Annotated in this window: 16 protein-coding genes; 9 read left to right on the top strand and 7 right to left on the bottom strand. The window is 44.1% G+C overall.

Going from position 1 to position 17,835, the window contains the following annotated elements; genetic code table 11:
• Positions 1-8: 8 nt before the first annotated feature.
• Positions 9-674, bottom strand: coding sequence for a DUF2982 domain-containing protein (locus tag EX191_RS10695; protein ID WP_193447725.1), 666 nt, complete (start codon positions 672-674; stop codon positions 9-11).
• A gap of 273 nt (positions 675-947) precedes the next feature.
• Between EX191_RS10695 and EX191_RS10690 the strand changes: the two genes are divergently transcribed.
• The 6 genes from EX191_RS10690 to EX191_RS10665 all read left to right on the top strand — a co-directional run bounded on the left by EX191_RS10690 (position 948) and on the right by EX191_RS10665 (position 6,950).
• Positions 948-1,352, top strand: a complete 405-nt coding sequence (locus EX191_RS10690; RefSeq protein WP_005394736.1) for a hypothetical protein — start codon at positions 948-950, stop codon at positions 1,350-1,352.
• 414 nt (positions 1,353-1,766) lie between these two features.
• Complete coding sequence (locus EX191_RS10685) at positions 1,767-2,858, top strand: TRAP transporter substrate-binding protein (protein WP_005394734.1); 1,092 nt, start codon at positions 1,767-1,769, stop codon at positions 2,856-2,858.
• 115 nt (positions 2,859-2,973) lie between these two features.
• The gene (locus EX191_RS10680; RefSeq protein WP_012841642.1) at positions 2,974-3,513 is read left to right on the top strand and encodes a TRAP transporter small permease subunit; all 540 of its coding nucleotides are present in this window, start codon (positions 2,974-2,976) and stop codon (positions 3,511-3,513) included.
• A gap of 12 nt (positions 3,514-3,525) precedes the next feature.
• Complete coding sequence (locus EX191_RS10675) at positions 3,526-4,812, top strand: TRAP transporter large permease (protein WP_005394731.1); 1,287 nt, start codon at positions 3,526-3,528, stop codon at positions 4,810-4,812.
• Positions 4,813-4,963: 151 nt separating this feature from the next.
• Positions 4,964-6,319: a cache domain-containing protein gene (locus EX191_RS10670; RefSeq protein WP_005394729.1), complete on the top strand. Its 1,356-nt coding sequence runs from the start codon at positions 4,964-4,966 to the stop codon at positions 6,317-6,319.
• Positions 6,312-6,950: a response regulator gene (locus EX191_RS10665; protein ID WP_005394727.1), complete on the top strand. Its 639-nt coding sequence runs from the start codon at positions 6,312-6,314 to the stop codon at positions 6,948-6,950. Before EX191_RS10670 ends, EX191_RS10665 begins: the two co-directional genes overlap by 8 nt.
• Positions 6,951-6,990: 40 nt before the next feature.
• On the opposite strand, the gene EX191_RS10660 is transcribed toward EX191_RS10665, so the two are convergent.
• The gene (locus tag EX191_RS10660) at positions 6,991-7,467 is read right to left on the bottom strand and encodes a MarR family winged helix-turn-helix transcriptional regulator (RefSeq protein WP_031780419.1); all 477 of its coding nucleotides are present in this window, start codon (positions 7,465-7,467) and stop codon (positions 6,991-6,993) included.
• A 387-nt stretch (positions 7,468-7,854) separates the two neighbouring features.
• Between EX191_RS10660 and EX191_RS10655 the strand changes: the two genes are divergently transcribed.
• The gene (locus EX191_RS10655; RefSeq protein ID WP_005394723.1) at positions 7,855-9,426 is read left to right on the top strand and encodes a BCCT family transporter; all 1,572 of its coding nucleotides are present in this window, start codon (positions 7,855-7,857) and stop codon (positions 9,424-9,426) included.
• A 230-nt stretch (positions 9,427-9,656) separates the two neighbouring features.
• A complete protein-coding gene (locus EX191_RS10650; protein ID WP_193447724.1) occupies positions 9,657-11,540 on the top strand; it encodes a methyl-accepting chemotaxis protein in 1,884 nt (627 codons plus the stop codon).
• 70 nt (positions 11,541-11,610) lie between these two features.
• Here the strand turns inward: EX191_RS10650 and EX191_RS10645 are convergent, their stop codons facing one another.
• Both EX191_RS10645 and EX191_RS10640 read right to left on the bottom strand, forming a co-directional pair.
• Positions 11,611-12,330, bottom strand: coding sequence for a 3'-5' exonuclease (locus tag EX191_RS10645; protein WP_172605974.1), 720 nt, complete (start codon positions 12,328-12,330; stop codon positions 11,611-11,613).
• A gap of 8 nt (positions 12,331-12,338) precedes the next feature.
• The gene (locus EX191_RS10640; protein ID WP_005396868.1) at positions 12,339-14,228 is read right to left on the bottom strand and encodes a DUF294 nucleotidyltransferase-like domain-containing protein; all 1,890 of its coding nucleotides are present in this window, start codon (positions 14,226-14,228) and stop codon (positions 12,339-12,341) included.
• A gap of 317 nt (positions 14,229-14,545) precedes the next feature.
• Between EX191_RS10640 and EX191_RS10635 the strand changes: the two genes are divergently transcribed.
• Complete coding sequence (locus EX191_RS10635) at positions 14,546-15,187, top strand: outer membrane beta-barrel protein (RefSeq protein ID WP_193447723.1); 642 nt, start codon at positions 14,546-14,548, stop codon at positions 15,185-15,187.
• A gap of 87 nt (positions 15,188-15,274) precedes the next feature.
• Here EX191_RS10635 and EX191_RS10630 read toward each other — a convergent pair whose 3' ends face one another.
• The 3 genes from EX191_RS10630 to EX191_RS10620 form a co-directional block, all read right to left on the bottom strand.
• A complete protein-coding gene (locus EX191_RS10630) occupies positions 15,275-16,465 on the bottom strand; it encodes an amino acid aminotransferase (protein WP_193447722.1) in 1,191 nt (396 codons plus the stop codon).
• A gap of 339 nt (positions 16,466-16,804) precedes the next feature.
• Entirely contained in the window at positions 16,805-17,104 is a 300-nt protein-coding gene (locus tag EX191_RS10625; RefSeq protein WP_005396873.1) for a hypothetical protein, read from the bottom strand.
• A 245-nt stretch (positions 17,105-17,349) separates the two neighbouring features.
• Positions 17,350-17,580, bottom strand: a complete 231-nt coding sequence (locus EX191_RS10620; RefSeq protein WP_005396877.1) for a hypothetical protein — start codon at positions 17,578-17,580, stop codon at positions 17,350-17,352.
• Positions 17,581-17,835: the final 255 nt, after the last annotated feature.

Genomic DNA, 17,835 nt, shown 5'->3' with positions numbered 1-17,835 from the left:
AGTAAGCATTATTCTGGCTCGGCGGCAGCTAAGTATCGCCGAGTCAGTCCCACAAAATCCTCTGCTTCACGATCTAGGTCACTGGCTGATATAAACAGATCGTAGCCGTAAAATCCTCTTTGATATTTCATACGGTTGGCGAGCATCGCCAGTAAGCCTTTATACTCAATCCCATTGCTGTTTATGTATGGCTTAGGATCAAGCACCATATCTTCAAACTTATCTTCACACTGATTTTGCTTCGCACCTAAATAAAGTAGTGCGCGTTGGCTAAGGAGAATTTCTGTCGCTATACGAGGGCAGATCGAATCCAAATAAGGTGAGTAGTGTTTTAGACGAATACCAATCCAAGGTAGCGGCTGATGCCACCCTTCCTGCTGGTAGCTACAAATCCCTATTGACTCAATATTTCGCCATCGGACGACCCATCCGCCTTTAAAAAGGTGTTGTTGGAAGTGAGAAGCTGTCAGCGTAAAAGTGACTTGGCTTTTTTTGATCATCAAGATGGCGAAACCAACAATTGCAGACATCAAAATGATCGACAACATGGCTTGCTTCCATCCCGGAGAAATGACAACCAAAAACAGGGTTATCAGTGCAACGAGCAACAAAAGTATTCTGTTGATAGGGGAGTCGGGTTTGAAATGTGAATTTGTTAGGTGCAGCGTTTCCATGCTTATAACCTCATCGAATACTTGATCAAAAATGCGTGGATGACTAAATGTGCATTGACTTGCATTTGAAATAAAAGAAACCTCTGTTTTTATACCCAGTATTCAATAAATCCGTTCATAAAATATCTGATTAAATAGTAGACGTTCTATGCTTTGAGCGCATTTTTCATCGCGTTTCGCCGCTAAAACCTACAAATTGCTTGTGAATTTTGGTATAAAACGCGCTTCAAATTTTCATCCCTGCTGAGATGCAGTGAACTGGAGAAATATTCAATGAGACTTGCTCATAAGCGTAAAGTGCAGATGAAACTGCAAAAACGCATTAAAGCGACAGTAGCAAACTTAGCTGCAGCACCTAAAGCAGTGAAGCCTGTTGCCGAAAAAGCAGTAGCACCTTCTGTTGCTGAAAAAGCTGTTGCGGAGAAAGTAGTAGCTGAGAAAAAAGTAGCTGCAGTGAAAACAGTTGATGTTGCCCTTACTCCTAAGCAACAACAAGTATTAGACATCGTTGTAGCAAATGCTGAAGGTATCAACCCTAAAGGCATTGGTCTAGCTGCAGGTCAAGAAGATACTAAAGCGGCATCATGGGCTACTGGCGCACTGAAGAAGCTTCTTGAAGAAAACCTAGTTCAAAAAGAGCAGTTAGCAGGTAACAAAGTTATCTACAAAGCAGTTTAATTACCGCTACCGTTCTAGCTTGAATACCTCGGCCAATGCCGGGGTATTTTTTTATCTTCGTATTGAAAATAATCTATTAGGAATTGATTTTAACGCTGCCAATAAGTGCTTTGTCACATTTTCTTAAATACTATGTAAATTTTTTGGCAGAGAAGTACGTACGTATCATTTTTCTTTTTATATCGTTAAGGGAAAAGTAACTCATTAATTTTATGATAGTTAAACTTGTCGCATAACGGCTGTCCTACGTAGTTATACGTAATACCTAAGGCTAATGTCTTATTGATGAATTACTCGCTTCCGTGTTCATGCCCATTTCGCATTCGACAACATTGTTACATCTTTTATACCGAATACAGCCAATCCTAATGAAATGGATGACAACAATAACCTTGGTGATAAAGGACGTGAACGATGAGTCTAATCCAAAAATCTTTAAAACGAGTGCTCAAAACAACCGCTGTCGTTGCCGCGATGACATTCGTTGTGACTTCTGCAAATGCTGCTGAAAAAGTCTATCGTTTAAAGCTTGCTGAAACTTGGGGACCTAACTTCCCTATTTTTGGTGATGCGACAAAAAACATGGCAAAAATGGCAGAGGAGATGTCCAACGGGCGTCTGCAAATCCGTATTGATTCCGCAAACAAGCACAAAGCGCCTTTTGGGGTGTTTGATATGGTTAAGTCTGGCCAATACGACATGGGCCACTCGGCGTCTTACTACTGGAAGGGCAAGGTTCCAAACACACTTTACTTCACTTCTATGCCTTTCGGTATGCTACCAACTGAGCAGTATGCGTGGTTTTACTACGGCGGTGGTATGGAGCTGATGGAGAAGGTGTACTCTCCACATAATTTGATGTCTTTCCCTGGCGGTAATACCGATACTCAGATGGGCGGGTGGTTCCAGAAAGAGATCAAGTCCGTCGAGGATTTGCAGGGTTTGAAAATGCGTATCCCAGGTTTTGCTGGTGAGATCTTGGCAGAGCTAGGTGCAAAACCAACGAATATCGCCCCTGGTGAACTATATACCTCTCTAGAGCGTCGCACAATTGATGCCTTGGAGTGGGTTGGTCCATCATTGGATTTGCGCATGGGATTCCACAAAATCGCGCCATACTACTACACAGGTTGGCATGAGCCAGCAACTGAGCTTCAGTTCCTTGTTAATAAGCGTACTTGGAACCGTCTACCTGATGATCTAAAAGCGATTTTACAAGTAGCAATGAAAACCGCCGCTTACGATATGTACACGCAATCGAAACACGAAAGTGGCAAAAACTGGGCATCTATCAAATCTGAATACCCAAATGTTGAAGTCAAAGACTTCCCGCCTGAAGTAGTGGCTGCGTTGCGAGAAGCAAACGATCGTTTGTTGAAAGAGCACGCAGAAAAAGATGCTTTGGCGAAAGAGATTCAAGAGTCGCAAGCGAACTACATGAATCAAGTTCGACCTTGGTCAGACATTTCACACCGAGCTTACTTAAACAGTCAAGCTCAACAATAACGTTATGACGCAGGCGACGCCGAGAGGTTTAGCCTGCGAACGAAGCCCAAGAAAACTTCATAATGAATGCTCCGCACCATAGCGGAGCGTATCCAAACGTTCCACGGAGTTCGGAATGAGAAGTCTTATTTATATTGAGCGATTATTTAACCGCTTTAGCGATTTCCTCGGATGGTTGTCCAGCATCCTGTTTATTTTATTGTTGGTGAATGTGGTTTACGACGTTGTGATGCGATATGTATTCAACGATGTATCCATTGCATTCCAAGAAATGGAATGGCATCTATTCTCCGCCGTATTTCTGCTTGGTGTGCCTTACGCGATTAAGTCTGGTGGCCATGTTCGCGTCGACATTTTTTATGAACGCTTATCTTACAAAGCACAATCCATCATCGACATCATAGGCACGCTATTTTTCTTATTCCCTTTTTGCCTACTGGTGGCTTGGTTTGGTATCGATTTCGCCAAAGAAAGTTACGCGCTAGGCGAGACGTCTGGTGATCCAGGCGGATTGCCATATCGTTGGATCATCAAAGCGATGATTCCGCTGTCATTTTTCTTTATGGCAGTTAGTGGCATTGGACTGCTGCTGCATTCGATCAACAAGATTGTTAACCCTCATCTTATCTATGCCGGTAATAACGGTAAGTCGTAAAAGGAAGTCATTATGATCGGTATAGTGATGTTTTTTGTCGCGCTCTTTGCGCTTTTATTGGGATTCCCCGTTGCCTTTACTTTTGGCGGTATTGCACTGATTTTTGGTGTTTGGGCTGAAGGCATCGAGATGTTTGCTTTCATGCCATATCGTATTCAATCCATTATGGAAAATACGGTGCTAATGGCCGTACCATTGTTTGTCTTCATGGGACTAGTACTTCAGAAGACGAAGCTTGCAGAGCAACTGCTTGAGTCGATGGGACGTCTGTTTGGCGGCGTCCGTGGTGGTATTGCTATTTCGACAGTATTAGTTGGCGCATTACTTGCCGCGTCAACGGGCGTAGTCGGCGCATCAGTTGTTGCGATGGGGTTGATCTCATTGCCTGTGATGCTTAAATACAATTACGACAAAGGTTTAGCGTGTGGGACTATTTGTGCGTCTGGCACGTTGGGCCAAATTATCCCACCTTCTATCGTGTTGATCTTGTTAGGGGATGTACTTGGCGTACCGGTAGGGGACCTATTTCAAGCTGCGATTTGGCCCGGTATTACACTTGTTGGCGCCTATGTGATCTACATTCTCATCTACGCGAAGTTGAACCCTCAAGCCGCACAGGCGATAGAGCGCGATGAGTCGATCAGTCGAAAGCAAGAAGTGTTCACCGCGCTGAAAGCCGTTTTACCGCCACTAGCACTGATAATTGTAGTATTGGGCTCAATCTTTGCTGGGATTGCAACGCCAACAGAGTCAGCGGCTCTGGGCGGCGCTGGTGCGATAGTTCTGTCGTTACTGTATAAGCAGTTTAGTTGGTCGATGATTTATGATGCATCGAAAGAAACCGTTAAAGTAACCGCAATGGTCTTTGCTATTTTGCTAGGGGCAACCGCCTTCTCAATGGCATTTACCTACACCGGCGGTGATTATCTAGTCGAAGAGTGGATGTTAGAATTGCCTGGAGAAAAGTGGGGCTTTCTCATCATTACTATGGTGGTGATTCTGATTTTAGGTTTCTTTATCGACTTCGTTGAAATCTGTTTTATCATCGTGCCAATTATTGCGCCGGTCGCTGAGTTGATGGGTATCAACATGACGTGGTTTGCGATTCTTATCGCAATGAACTTACAGACATCATTCCTAACACCGCCATTTGGTTTTAGTTTGTTCTATCTAAAAGGCGTCGCACCAGCAGGTGTCACTACGCGAGATATTTACAAAGGTGTAATGCCGTTTATCGCGATTCAAATTGTCGTGTTGGCTTCTTTGCTGTTCTTCCCTGGCTTTTATGGCATGAGTTGATCACTCGATAATAAAAGAGATTTTGTGAACTGAGAGTTTTTACCTTTTGAGACAAGTTGTTAAGCTGCTATTTATGTCTAGGCGGACGAAGTCGAGTTATTTGTGCTGCTAAGATAGTGAGCTGTAAAGCAGCGTTTCATGGAGGAAAGGGATGCCTCTCAAAGCAAAGTTAATTCTGCTGACATTGATACCCGTGGTATTGGTGTCAGCGAGTATCAGTTGGATTTCTATCTATCAAACCAAGACTCTTGGCAAAAGGGAGGTAGAGATCTTTCATCAAAACCTGATCCAATCAAAAGAGGCGGCGTTGAAAGATACGGTCGACGTCGCCTTTGACTCCATTTCTTATATCTACAACGATCCAACCTTAGAAGAGAGCGTTGCTAAAACACGCGTGAAAGCGATTTTAAACCGTTTAAGCTACGGAGCAGACGGCTACTTTTTCGCTTACGATAAATACGGTACCAACCTTGTACATCCTGTTCTTCCAGAGCTAGTCGGGGAGAACTTACTCTATCTTGAAGACGAGAATGGCGATCGTCTAATTGAAGCTTTGTTGTATCAAGCTCAATCAGGTGGTGGGTTTCATCAATACCTGTGGCAAAAGCCATCTACGGGTGAGGTCGTCCCAAAGCTTAGCTACGCCGCATGGCTCGATAAGTGGGAATGGATGATAGGGACAGGGCTCTATATTGAGGACGTCAGCCAAGAAGTTGCCAATATGCGTGCTGCGGTGAACAAAAATATCGAAACGACTTTTTTCTCGGTCGTCGTGATCTTAGCGGTGACCGTTGCTGTAATTATCGTTCTCACTTTAGCGATCAATCTGCATGAACACCGTCTTGCCGATAAAAACCTTAAAGAGTTGGCACATAAAACCGTCATGTTTCAAGAGGATGAGAAAAAGCATCTAGCGAGAGAGTTGCATGATGGAATCAACCAGCTGTTAGTTTCTAGTAAATGTCATTTGGATTTAATGAGTCATAGACTGGAAGACGAAAAACTCAAATCCCACTTAGACAAATCGCAACGCTCATTGGTCACCGCGATAAATGAAGTAAGGCATATTTCTCATCAGCTCCGTCCTAGCGCCCTTGATGATATCGGCTTAGAGGCGGCACTGACCACTTTACTGCAAGACTTTCACTCTCACTCTGGGATTGATATAGAAAGTAATTTTGATACTCAGCAGTACAAACTGACGTCGGAAGTCGCGACGACCTTGTATCGTGTTGCTCAAGAGTCTTTGAACAACATCGAAAAACACGCAAGAGCGAAAAAAGTGACGGTTACTTTGCAAAAAATGGGCAATATGCTGCAATTACTCATACGTGACGACGGTGTTGGCTTTGTGGTTAACCAAGCAGTGCACCAACAAGGGATTGGGTTAAGGAACATGCAAGAGCGTGTAGAGTTCATTGGTGGTGAGTTTGAACTGATGAGTGAGCTTGGTTTAGGAACAGAGATTACCGTGCTGCTTAATTTGGATGAATTAGTTTATGGATAAACCGATTAGTGTGGTGATTGTTGATGATCATCAAGTGGTCTTAGATGGCTTCATGGCTCGCTTGGAGTTAGAGCCTGACATTGAAGTGGTCGGTACGGCAAGCAATGGGCTGGAAGCGATTGAAGTCGCAAAGCACCTTCAGCCTGATGTCATCTTGATGGACATTAGCATGCCGATAATGAACGGTATTGAAGCGACTGGGGTAATTAAAGAAGAGCGACCAGAGAGCAAAATACTTATGCTGACCATGCACGATAACCGTGAATACATCATGAAAGTCATGCAAGCTGGCGCAGTAGGGTACATGCTCAAGGAAATCTCGGCCGAGAAAATGGTGCAAGCAATAAAAACGGTGAATCAAGGTTCAACGTATTTCTGTGAGTCTGTCACACAAACGCTTTTTACCCAAGAGGTGGTGCCAGCCACTCAAAAAACGAATCCACTTAGCCGCAGGGAAGAAGCGGTGCTTAAATTAGTCGCTCAAGGAAACAGCAGTAAGAAAATCGCCACACTACTTAACATTAGCTACCGAACGGTAGAGACGCATCGCCACAACATTAAGCACAAGTTGGATTTACATTCGACGGCGGAGCTAGCGAAATATGCGTTTGAAACAGGGTTAACGGAGTAGGAGAGTAGTGCCCGCAAAAAGCGAGCACGTGAGAGCGAAATTAATCGACTTTTGTAATGCTGCCAAGCTCTAGCATTGGAGCGACATCGATATCCTCTGCATTCATCATTGTTGAGATGCGTTGAACGGAAGATAGCAGCAGAGACTGCTCCCATTCTTCCAATTTTTGGAATCGATTAATGAAGTGTTCCTGCAATGGCGTTGGTGCTTGCTTTAGGGCTTCTTGGCCTTTGCTCGTAAGTACAGCATGCACTTTACGCTTGTCTTGAACACTGCGTTGACGCTCAACAAACTGGCCTCGTTCTAGTCTATCTAGAATGGTCGTTGCGGTCGCTTGGCTCATGTTAGTGTGGCTAGACAACTGTTTAATCGTTACGTTATCTAACTCATTGATAGCACGCATCAAAATCAACTGTGGAGCGGTCAATCCAGACTCTTTGCTCAGCTTTTTAGAATGTAAATCAATAGCGCGGATGATCTGACGAATCGAGACCAATACTTCTTCGTACTTTTCCAATTTATTCATCCAGTCTGTAGGGAACATTTATCGAGGCGACACTAACTTAAATGCGCCCTTATTTAAAGGGGTGGAATCAAAAATTACCACTACAATTTTAAGTAGTGTCTCCAATTTCATTTTGTCGCGTCGTGTAGACAAAATAAGAAGACCTAAAATTATTATAGCAATAAATGTTTGTGGTCTAACTATTGCGCTAGTGGTTTATCCTTTTAAAGGCGGAAATTGCTGAGTGAAAAGTAAGTTATTGGATTTTTTCATAGCAAAAAGATAGACAAAAACGTGTCAAATGATAGGATCTTGCGCCTTCACGGAATGTAAAACGTATCGTGTTCGAAAGATTTTTTTGTTTGGTACGTAAAAACAGTACAAAAATAGAGAGGAACGATGACAAAGGGTATAGATAAGTACAGTATCGATAGTACCGACTATACGGTAGGTCAAGACAACGTTCAAAAATGGGGTTTTGATGTTCATAACCCAGTTTTTGGTATTAGTGCAGGTTTAATTGCGCTGTTTCTTGTCGCTGCATTAGTTCTAGATGCACATACCGCAAAGACGGCACTTGATGGGCTGAAATGGAAGATCATTGGTTCATTCGATTGGTTGTTCATTATTGCAGGTAATATTTTCGTTATTTTCTGTTTGGCACTTATCGTTTCGCCAATGGGTAAAATCCGCCTAGGTGGTAAAGACGCTGTTGCCGATTACTCGTTCATGTCATGGCTTGCAATGCTATTTGCGGCTGGTATGGGTATCGGTTTAATGTTCTGGAGTGTCGCAGAACCTGTCGCTTACTTCACTGGTTGGTATGAAACGCCACTCGGTGTTGAAGCAAACACACCAGAAGCAGCGAGATTAGCACTGGGTGCGACGATGTTCCACTGGGGTCTTCACCCATGGGCAATTTACGGTGTTGTAGCACTTTCTTTAGCATTCTTTGCCTACAACAAAGGTTTACCGCTTTCTATGCGCTCGATCTTCTACCCGCTTCTGGGTGATCGCGCGTGGGGCTGGGCTGGTCATATCGTGGATATCTTGGCCGTTCTTGCGACCTTGTTTGGTCTTGCAACGTCACTGGGCTTAGGTGCACAACAAGCGGCAAGTGGTATTCATCACGTATTTGGTGTTGAGCCAGGCCTGGGCCTACAAATCGTCGTCATTACCGTTGTAACTTTGCTTGCTGTTGTTTCAGTCGTACGTGGTATTGATGGTGGCGTTAAAGTCATTAGTAACATCAACATGGTTGTGGCGTTCTTGCTACTGATTCTTGTTGGTCTTATCGGTTGGGCTGCGAGTTTAGGCTCGATTCCAACCACACTTATGGCATACGTAGAGAATATTATTCCGCTAAGTAACCCGTTTGGTCGTACAGATGAGGCATGGTTCCAAGGCTGGACAGTATTCTACTGGGCTTGGTGGATTTCATGGTCACCATTCGTAGGTATGTTCATTGCGCGTGTTTCTCGCGGTCGTACCGTTCGCGAATTCATTACAGCCGTTCTATTGGTTCCAACCGCTGTTACTGTTGTTTGGATGTCAGTATTTGGTGGTCTAGCGATCGAGCAAGTTGTTGATAAAGTAGGTGAGTTGGGCACGAATGGTTTGACTGACGTTTCACTTGCTATGTTCCAAATGTTCGATGTTCTTCCATTTGGTAGCATGCTTTCAATCATTGCTGTTGTGTTGGTACTTGTGTTCTTCATCACGTCTTCTGACTCTGGTTCACTTGTTATCGACAGCATCACAGCGGGCGGTAAAGTCGACGCTCCTGTACTTCAACGTGTTTTCTGGGCATTTATGGAAGGTGCAATTGCGGTTGCTCTACTGTGGATTGGTGGCTCAGAAGCAGTTCAAGCGCTTCAGGCAGGTGCAATTTCTACAGCACTACCGTTTACCTTCATTCTGCTTGCAATGTGTGTGAGCTTATTGATGGGTATGAGAACAGAACGTCAATAACTCAGGCATTTTATAAATCTGTCTGAGTAACAAGTAATCAAAAGGCCAGCATTTTGCTGGCTTTTTTTGTGCGGTTTTTATGACGGTGAGACAAAAAAATGACACATGAAAGTTCATATTTTACAAAGAGTTAATGTGCTATTTTGTTTTTTAAAAATTAGTGAATAGTCGTGAAAAAGTGTGTAATATTCACACACCTTAACTGTTCTCCCAACTCAAAAACTATAAATATGAAATTATCATTAAAACAAAAGCTTATTGGCGCAAGCCTTTCTGCTGTTGTTGTGATGGCAACAGCACTTACTTGGTTGTCGGCTGGTCAATTATTTGATCAGACTCGTTCAGGTGTCTATTCACGTGCGCAAAGTCTAAGTACTACTGCGTCAGAAGGAATTTCTGATTGGGTCAATATCCGCAAAGATATTGCTACCGCATTCAACGACTACTCGACAGAGCAAGACGTTGTCCCTTTCCTACAACAAGCTCGCAAGGCTGGTGGCTTTGATGACATCTTCCTTGGTACACCAAACGGTGATATGTATCGCTCTCACCCTGAGCGTAACCGTGCTGATTACGACCCTCGTACTCGTCCTTGGTACAAAGATGCTAACGCCGCAGGTAAGCAGATCATCACAGCTGCATATCAAGATGCAATCACTAACGCGCTGCTTGTAACCATTGCTGAGCCAGTAATGAAAAATGGTCAGTTTGTTGGTGTTGTTGGTGCAGATGTACTGATCGATCAGCTCATCAGCGACGTGATTAACCTAGATGCAGGTGAAAACGCGCATGCGATGTTAATCGATATGAACGAAGGTACGTTCCTAGCGCATCCTGATAAAAGCTTAACGCTTAAGCCTATCACCAGTGTTCTAAAAGACTTTTCAGAAGAGGCAATCGAGCGCGCTGCAGATGAAGGTCGTATCGAAGATACGGTAATCAAAGGCAAAGAGAAGCTTTACTACTTTAATAAAGTACCTGGCACGCATTGGATGTTCGCGATTGAAATGGATCGCGCAACGGAAGAAGCAGGGCATGCGGTATTGCTACGTGACCTATTGATCACTGCAGTGATGATCACCATTGTGGTTATTCTTGCGGTATCTTGGTTGGTTGGTTTCTTGTTCCGTGACTTGAGCCGTGTATCAAATGCACTTGAGGAAATTGCATCTGGTGAAGGTGACTTAACGCAACGACTAGAACCACGTAGTGATGATGAAGTCGGTAAACTGGCTGAAAACTTCAACCGCTTTGTTGGCAACATGCACACGATGGTGACCAAGCTTAGCCACGTATCATCTGCGCTTTCAGAGCAAGCACGCACGACGGCACAGCAAGCTGAAGAGCGTAGTCAGCGTATCTCTTACCAGCAAGATGAAATCAACATGGTGGCGACGGCTGTGAACGAAATGGCTGCAGCGACACAAGAAATTGCAGGTAATGCAGATAGCACGGCAAGTAACTCAGAGGAAGCGGTTCAAGCTTGTTCACACGGTTCTAGCCAAGTGACTCAGACGCAAGGTTCTATCCAGAACTTGGCGCAAGAAGTTCAAGTTGCCACTGATGTGATTCAAGAGCTAGAAGCACACGGAAATAGCATCAATACGATTCTATCAACGATTCAAGATATTGCTGAGCAAACTAACCTACTTGCACTTAACGCGGCAATTGAAGCGGCACGTGCAGGTGAACAAGGCCGTGGCTTTGCTGTGGTTGCGGATGAAGTTCGCGTATTGAGCCAACGCACTCATGCTTCAACGCAAGAGATTCAAGAAACTATCGAGATGTTACAGGGCACAACAGCGAAAGCGGTTGGCATCATGGGTGATAGCCGTCGTCTGGCTGACACCAGTGTTGATGATGCAAACGCGGCTGCAGCGAGCTTGACGCAAATCCATACTGCTGTTGAGCGCATCAGTGACATGGCAACGCAGATTGCATCGGCGGCAGAAGAGCAAGCATCGGTAACAACCGAGATCACGCGTAATACTGAAGGCATTCGTGACGTTTCTAACGAGCTGTCGGTAGAAGCTCATCAAGCAGCAGAACAAGCTGCCCACCTATCTGAGCTTTCACACGAATTAGAGCAAGAGATTCAACGCTTTAAGCTGTAATCGGATGCCGACCTAAATAAAAAGGAGCCATTTGGCTCCTTTTTTGATCGCTTATTAAGCTAGCAAGACGTTATAGCCAGAACTCACTGATCGGTTGGTCTTCGCTATAATGATGGGCTATTTGCGCTTGTAGCAGTTCTGCCGTAGCAATTGCATCGGTTAATGCATGGTGAGGGGTATAGTCTGGCAGACCATAACGGCGTCGAGATTGCGCTAGCCGAACCGATTCTGGCTTTTTCCCTTTTAAACGCTCCCAGAGTGAGCCAGAGCGTTTCTGTTGAATGGTTTCTTCAAGATGCAGCGTATCTATCACTGGAAACTCAATTCCTTCACCTAAACGGCTTTTGAGTGCTTTATCCAGAAATTCTCTCTCGATACGACGATAATGCACAACAATGATTTTTCCGCTTAAGCATGGTAGTAGCTCGCTTAGGATGTCACCCAAGTCAGGTGCATCGATCAATTCACTGTGAGTAATACCATGTATGATTACCGAGTCTTCATCGAGTGTTCGCTGCGGGCGAACTTTCCAATGACGTGAATTGCGCAAAAAAATCCGCTTCAAGTTAAACGGCACTAAACCAATGGTAATGATGTCATGTTTCTCGGGGTTCAACCCCGTCGTTTCGAAATCTAGCGCGACGAACTCCACCTCAGACAGGGGGGTCTCTGGTGCAGGTGGTTTATTGCTATAAAACGCAATTAAATTCTCATCTTTAGCCATCTCCAACTTTTGTTCAAATTTCGTTGGCCACTGAATGGTTGGCTTCTGAAAGAGCTTTTTGATCATGTTCAACCTCACTTAAAGCTCTTATTCGCTTGGTAGCGGAACTTAAGGAAGTTCTGACCATTGCTTAGGATTTGGAAAGCATCTTTTAGGTTGCGACGTTCAAATTCAGAGAGATTTTCTGGTTCGATATTGTTATCTGGGTCAATGCCTAATTCCACGTCCGTCGCTTGGTGACGAATACGCACCATGGAAATAAACTCTAGTGCGTCTTTTAAGTCTTGTGCACGACCTTTTGGCAAAATGCCAGCATCAATGATGTCGTCGAGACGCTCAAACGAGTTCTGTGCACGTGAGCCAACCGCCAGAGAGTGAACACGAATTAAGTCGACCAGAGGAGCCGTACCGCGACGTTTGAGGTTGATGGAGTTGTTGTGTCTGCCATCTTTCTCCATCACAAAGTCTTTAAAGAAGCCAAGTGGCGGCGTTCGGTTAAGTGCGTTGCGAGCCAGACAGGCTAAGAAGCGATTGTTTTTACGCGCACGACGAACAATAAAGCTGGTTAATTGTTCTGCCCATTTTAAGCGACCGTAAACGCCATCCAAATCGAAAAAGATGGACGCGTTGAGTAGCGCTTTCGGGTTCGGGTTATCAATCCAGTCAGCGAAGCACTCTTCCCACTCTGAACGAGTCATGCGCCATAATGGGTTGGTTGCCATAATATCGCCCGTACAATACTTGTAGCCACAGGCATCTAATCCATCACTGACGTATTTTGCTAAAGCTTCGAAGTACTTACCATGTTTCTCTTCTTGGTAGGTCTCATCTAGAATGATGGCGTTATCTTGGTCAGTCACCAACAGTTGCTCATCACGTCCCATTGAGCCAAGTGCAAGGAAACAATAAGGAATTGGTGGTGGGCCAAGCTCTTCTTCAGCCATTTCTAACAGACGCTGTTTGAAGCTTCGACCAATCACGGACATCGCACTGCCCACCATGTGTGAGTTGGCATCTTCGTTGACCAGGCGTACAAAGCTGCTTTTTACTTCTTCAGCAACAACTGCCAAATCTTCGATAGTCTGTTGTTGGAAAATGCTACTCACCAATAAGAGCGAGTTTTGTGATTCATAGCGAACAATGTCGGTTGTTTCGATAATACCAATAGGTAATTGGTTTTTAACCACAGGCAGATGGTGCACGTTGTAACGCAGCATGGTTAACATTGCTTCATAGATGTAGGCATTGTGATCAAGAGACATGACTTCAGTGGTCATCACACTTGATACATCGTCCTGTGGAGACAAGCCTTCGGCTAACACACGGGTACACAAGTCACGGTCAGTAATAATACCAAGTACCGGAGACTGTGGGTCATCTTCGTCACGAACGAAATCTGGATCGACGATAAGTAGAGCAGATACGTTGTCATTCGCCATCTGCTGCGCGGCTTGTTGGATTGTCTGTCCTCGATCAATCGTATGAGCATCGCCAGTCAGCAAGGTTTTCACTTTCGATGTCGTCAGATCATTTGCATCTTTGTTTTCTGAAATGGCTTGGCGTAAACGAGCACTATTTTCCACTTCGACAAAGTCTGCAAAGGAATCAAAGTTGTCGTATATTTCTTGGAAAACGTCACCAGGAATACAGTAGAGAAGCGTATCTTCAATGGCTTTTACCGGAAAGCGTACTTTGTTGTTGGTTAGCATTCCCATCTGGCCAAATAAGTCACCTTCATCAAGACGGTTATAAAGCTCTCCTTTGCGTCGATAAACTTCTACGACCCCGCTTCGCACCACGTAGAGATCTTGGATATAGTCTCCAAAATGGATGATTGGGGTATCTTCTCGGTAGTACGAGATCTCGACACTCTCTGTCACCTTGTTTAGTGTTTCTTCAGGGAGTTCATTGAACGGGGGATACTTGGCGAGAAAGTTATAAATCTCGAGAAGTTCTGCATCCATCGAAGGTGCCTTTTAGTTCGCAAATAATAAAGTAATCTTAACTTAGTTTTAAAACAGAGTCTTATCTGAACCGTGATTTTCGTACTCAGTCATAAGATTCTGACATATCGCACGATAAGGAATCGGCATTTCTACTACTATATAGTCACTTAAAAGGTGAGCGAACGTGGTCGATATATTTGGGCCAATGCTTGATTTAGAGGCATAGCAGATTTCAAATCGTTACTGCGTCTGTAAACTAAGTTATTTTTGTTGAACTAAGCCACTCAAGGTGATTTGGGGGCGGTGTTTAAATAATTCTCATGAAAGGAAGTCGAATGGTGAGAAGTTTATTGCTTGCGTCTTTAGCTGCTTTGCCAGCAGTAACTAGCGCGGCGGTCATGGACCAAGCAGAAAAATTTGGGTACGAACACATTCACCTGGATGTGGGTGCCGGAACCACAAATGAAGAGTGGTTAGATAATTCGAACGCGACCACAATTGGACTCGGTGGTAATTACTTATTTACTGAGAACTGGTTGTTTAATGTCGATTGCTCGGCGCAGTTTTTCCATCCGGACGACTTTACTCTTCGCATTGACCGTTTGTTGTTTGGTGGTGGTTATCGTTATGGGATTACGGATCAATTCGATATCTACGGTAAATATGGAATAGGTGCAATCAAAGCGAAAGCGAAGGACGACAAAACGGATGATACGTTATCTTCAGATAGTGAACTGCTTCAAGCCGTCACCATTGGCGTGAATTACTTATTCAGTGAAAAACTTATTGCGACGGCCGAGGTGGAAGTTAACCGCAGTGATATCGTCGATGAGAACAATTTTAAGATAGGTTTTAACTACCAATGGCATGATGTTATTGGTACTGGTCTTTTTTATCAGTTTAGAGATACCGATTCCAGCGGTGAGAGCTCTGATTATGTCAATGAAGTGGGGCTGAGTTTGAAGTTTGTCTACTAGCGGACTGTTTCATTTATTTGCAATAAATAAAAACAAAAAGGTCAGCTTATGCTGACCTTTCCTTTTAATAAAGTATGCGACTATCGATTATAAAACCGCTGCAATGCCTTTACATAGAGGACCCATATTTGACTTCGTCATACCAGCAACACTGATTCGGCCTGAACCGACGATGTAAATACCGAACTCTTCTTTCAGACGGTTTACTTGATCTTTAGATAGGCCAGAGAAAGAGAACATACCATTTTGACGTTCGATGAAGCTAAAGTCTGCGTCCACACCTTCTGATTTTAGTGTCGCTACAAATAGTTCACGCATCTCTTGGATACGGTCACGCATTTCTGCTACTTCAGCTTCCCATTCCGCACGCATTTCGGCGTTGCCAAGAATGTGAGTCACGACCGCGCTGCCGTGTGCTGGTGGGTTAGAGTAGATAGAGCGAATAATGGCTTTAACTTGCGAAAATGCGGTTGTTGCGACTTCTTCTGATTCCGCTACTAACGTGAAGGCACCAACGCGTTCGTTGTATAGGCCAAAGTTTTTCGAGAAAGAGCTCGCGACTAGGATTTCTTTGTTGTACTTAGCAAAAGTACGAAGACCCGCCGCATCCTCTTCCACGCCTTTAGCAAAGCCTTGGTATGCGAAGTCAAATAGAGGAAGCAATTTCTTCTCTGCGACAAGTTTCGCCAATGTTTCCCATTCTTCAGCAGTTGGATCGATACCAGTAGGGTTGTGGCAGCAGCCGTGTAGAAGCACGATGTCACCTTCAGATGCAGATTGCAGATCGTTTAGCATTGCATCGAAGTCTTTATCTTTTGTTTCTGCGTTGTAGTAGCTGTATTGTGCCGTTTCGATACCAGCGGCAGTAAATACGCCGTTGTGGTTTGCCCAAGTAGGATTGCTGATCCAGATTTTTACATCGCCAAGTTGGCGCTTAATGAACTCACCAGCAACACGTAATGCACCAGTACCACCTGGAGCTTGAGCTGTTTTAGCGCGTTTTTCGTTTACAATTTCTGCATCAGAGCCGAAAAGCAGTTTTTGTACTGCAATGCCGTACTCAGCTGTGCCTTCGATAGTTAGGTAAGATTTGGTTTTTTCAGTTTCAACAAGTGCTGCTTCAGCTTTCTTTACTGTTGCAAGAACGGGGGTTTCGCCTTGCTCGTTTTTGTAAATACCTACGCCAAGGTTAATTTTGTCTTCGCGAGTATCTTTTTTAAACTCTTCAGTAAGGCCAAGAATAGGGTCAGCCGGAGCGGCAACTACTTTTTCAAACATAATCTTCATCCATGTTAATCGAAGGGGTGTGCTAACATTTATACCTTTCAGCAATATTGGTTACAACCGTTACTGAAAAGAAAACCTAAAAAAGTTGCGATTTGAAACAGAATTCTAACATAACTAAAGTTTTTGCCATGAAAACGTTTGGTAGGCACAGAGTTTGAAGGGGATTTATACCATGGTTGATGAAGTTTTGTTCACGTACCAATCGTTTGACTTCAGTGCTTTGCGTTATTGCGTTAGTGATTTACGTGGAGTGGCGGTTACTCGGTGAGACAAAAACGCCCCACTAAAGGTGGAGCGTTTGCTCGTAAGAAGTATAGAGGCCGATTGATATTATTTCTTCAGATCGATTTCAGACTCAACCGCATTGGTTTCGATGTCTGGATTAGAAGAAAGCTTCTCAGTCGCCCAGTCGTTCATATGCTTTAAGATTGCTTTTAACGCGTGCTTCTCTGTTGGGACTTCCGCTTTTTCGACTTCAAGCTTTTGTTTCGGGTGTGTGCCCGTCGCATCTTCCGCTACGTGTAGCCAATCTGGGTGCCAGTAATAAGGTTGGCCGGAAGGAGAACTCCAAGAATGTACGCCGTTGGATTCACCTTTGTATTTAATGTCTTCTTCGTTGTATTTCGCCATTATTGTTTTCTCTCATAATTCATGAGTTGAGGTGTGCATCACCATTACTATCTAAATGTAACAGATGTAATGAAAATTAATGTGATAACTATCGACTTATTTTGTCATTCGATAGCTACAGACGATGCGTACTTCTCATTCAGAAGAATTTACTATTTGGCAGGTTTTGGCTTTATCTGCGTTTAAAGCATACGACGATGGATTCGCCTGCCTAACGCTATTCTTGAACGGTGATAGAGCCTAAGCTACTCGTCATTCAAGTGTTTGAGAATCGCCGCTTTTGCATGCTCTTCTGTCGCTGCTTCTCCGTCAGGGACTTCAAGGTCAGCCTTTTTGTGTTCACCCAAAGCATCTTCAGCGATATGCAACCAATCAGGATGCCAGTAATAAGGGGTGGTGCCGCCAGGATGATCCCAGCTATGTACACCTTTATGTTTCCCGCGATAAGAGAGATCGTCCATTGTAAATACTTTCATCGCTTCCTCCCGGCTTAAAAGATAGATGTCTAAGTGGACTTTACACTCTCAGCTCTGTGGAATGCCTTGCTTTTCAGACAAGGCAAGATCTAAGACCACTCGGACGTATCAGTAAAAGTATGGAACATAAATTCTCACTTCGTCGTCGAAATTGCTATTAACAAGCTTGATAAATTACGTTGCTAAATTGACTACTGCCATATCAGAATGCTGGCGCGAAGTATGCTATGGTGCGGCTGCAAGTGAAATGAGGGA

Origin of the sequence: Vibrio chemaguriensis (assembly GCF_012275705.1) — a bacterium.
GTDB lineage: Bacteria > Pseudomonadota > Gammaproteobacteria > Enterobacterales > Vibrionaceae > Vibrio > Vibrio diabolicus.
Note: the sequence above shows the minus strand (reverse complement) of the source record. Positions and strands in the feature narration are given on the sequence as shown.

Coding starts and splice junctions, on each gene's coding strand:
- EX191_RS10640 (WP_005396868.1), bottom strand. CDS start 14,228: ATGGATGCAGAACTTCTCGAGATTTATAACTTTCTCGCCAAGTATCCC.
- EX191_RS10650 (WP_193447724.1), top strand. CDS start 9,657: ATGAAATTATCATTAAAACAAAAGCTTATTGGCGCAAGCCTTTCTGCT.
- EX191_RS10670 (WP_005394729.1), top strand. CDS start 4,964: ATGCCTCTCAAAGCAAAGTTAATTCTGCTGACATTGATACCCGTGGTA.
- EX191_RS10645 (WP_172605974.1), bottom strand. CDS start 12,330: ATGATCAAAAAGCTCTTTCAGAAGCCAACCATTCAGTGGCCAACGAAA.
- EX191_RS10690 (WP_005394736.1), top strand. CDS start 948: ATGAGACTTGCTCATAAGCGTAAAGTGCAGATGAAACTGCAAAAACGC.
- EX191_RS10625 (WP_005396873.1), bottom strand. CDS start 17,104: ATGGCGAAATACAACGAAGAAGACATTAAATACAAAGGTGAATCCAAC.
- EX191_RS10635 (WP_193447723.1), top strand. CDS start 14,546: ATGGTGAGAAGTTTATTGCTTGCGTCTTTAGCTGCTTTGCCAGCAGTA.
- EX191_RS10665 (WP_005394727.1), top strand. CDS start 6,312: ATGGATAAACCGATTAGTGTGGTGATTGTTGATGATCATCAAGTGGTC.
- EX191_RS10680 (WP_012841642.1), top strand. CDS start 2,974: ATGAGAAGTCTTATTTATATTGAGCGATTATTTAACCGCTTTAGCGAT.
- EX191_RS10695 (WP_193447725.1), bottom strand. CDS start 674: ATGGAAACGCTGCACCTAACAAATTCACATTTCAAACCCGACTCCCCT.
- EX191_RS10630 (WP_193447722.1), bottom strand. CDS start 16,465: ATGTTTGAAAAAGTAGTTGCCGCTCCGGCTGACCCTATTCTTGGCCTT.
- EX191_RS10685 (WP_005394734.1), top strand. CDS start 1,767: ATGAGTCTAATCCAAAAATCTTTAAAACGAGTGCTCAAAACAACCGCT.
- EX191_RS10655 (WP_005394723.1), top strand. CDS start 7,855: ATGACAAAGGGTATAGATAAGTACAGTATCGATAGTACCGACTATACG.
- EX191_RS10675 (WP_005394731.1), top strand. CDS start 3,526: ATGATCGGTATAGTGATGTTTTTTGTCGCGCTCTTTGCGCTTTTATTG.
- EX191_RS10620 (WP_005396877.1), bottom strand. CDS start 17,580: ATGAAAGTATTTACAATGGACGATCTCTCTTATCGCGGGAAACATAAA.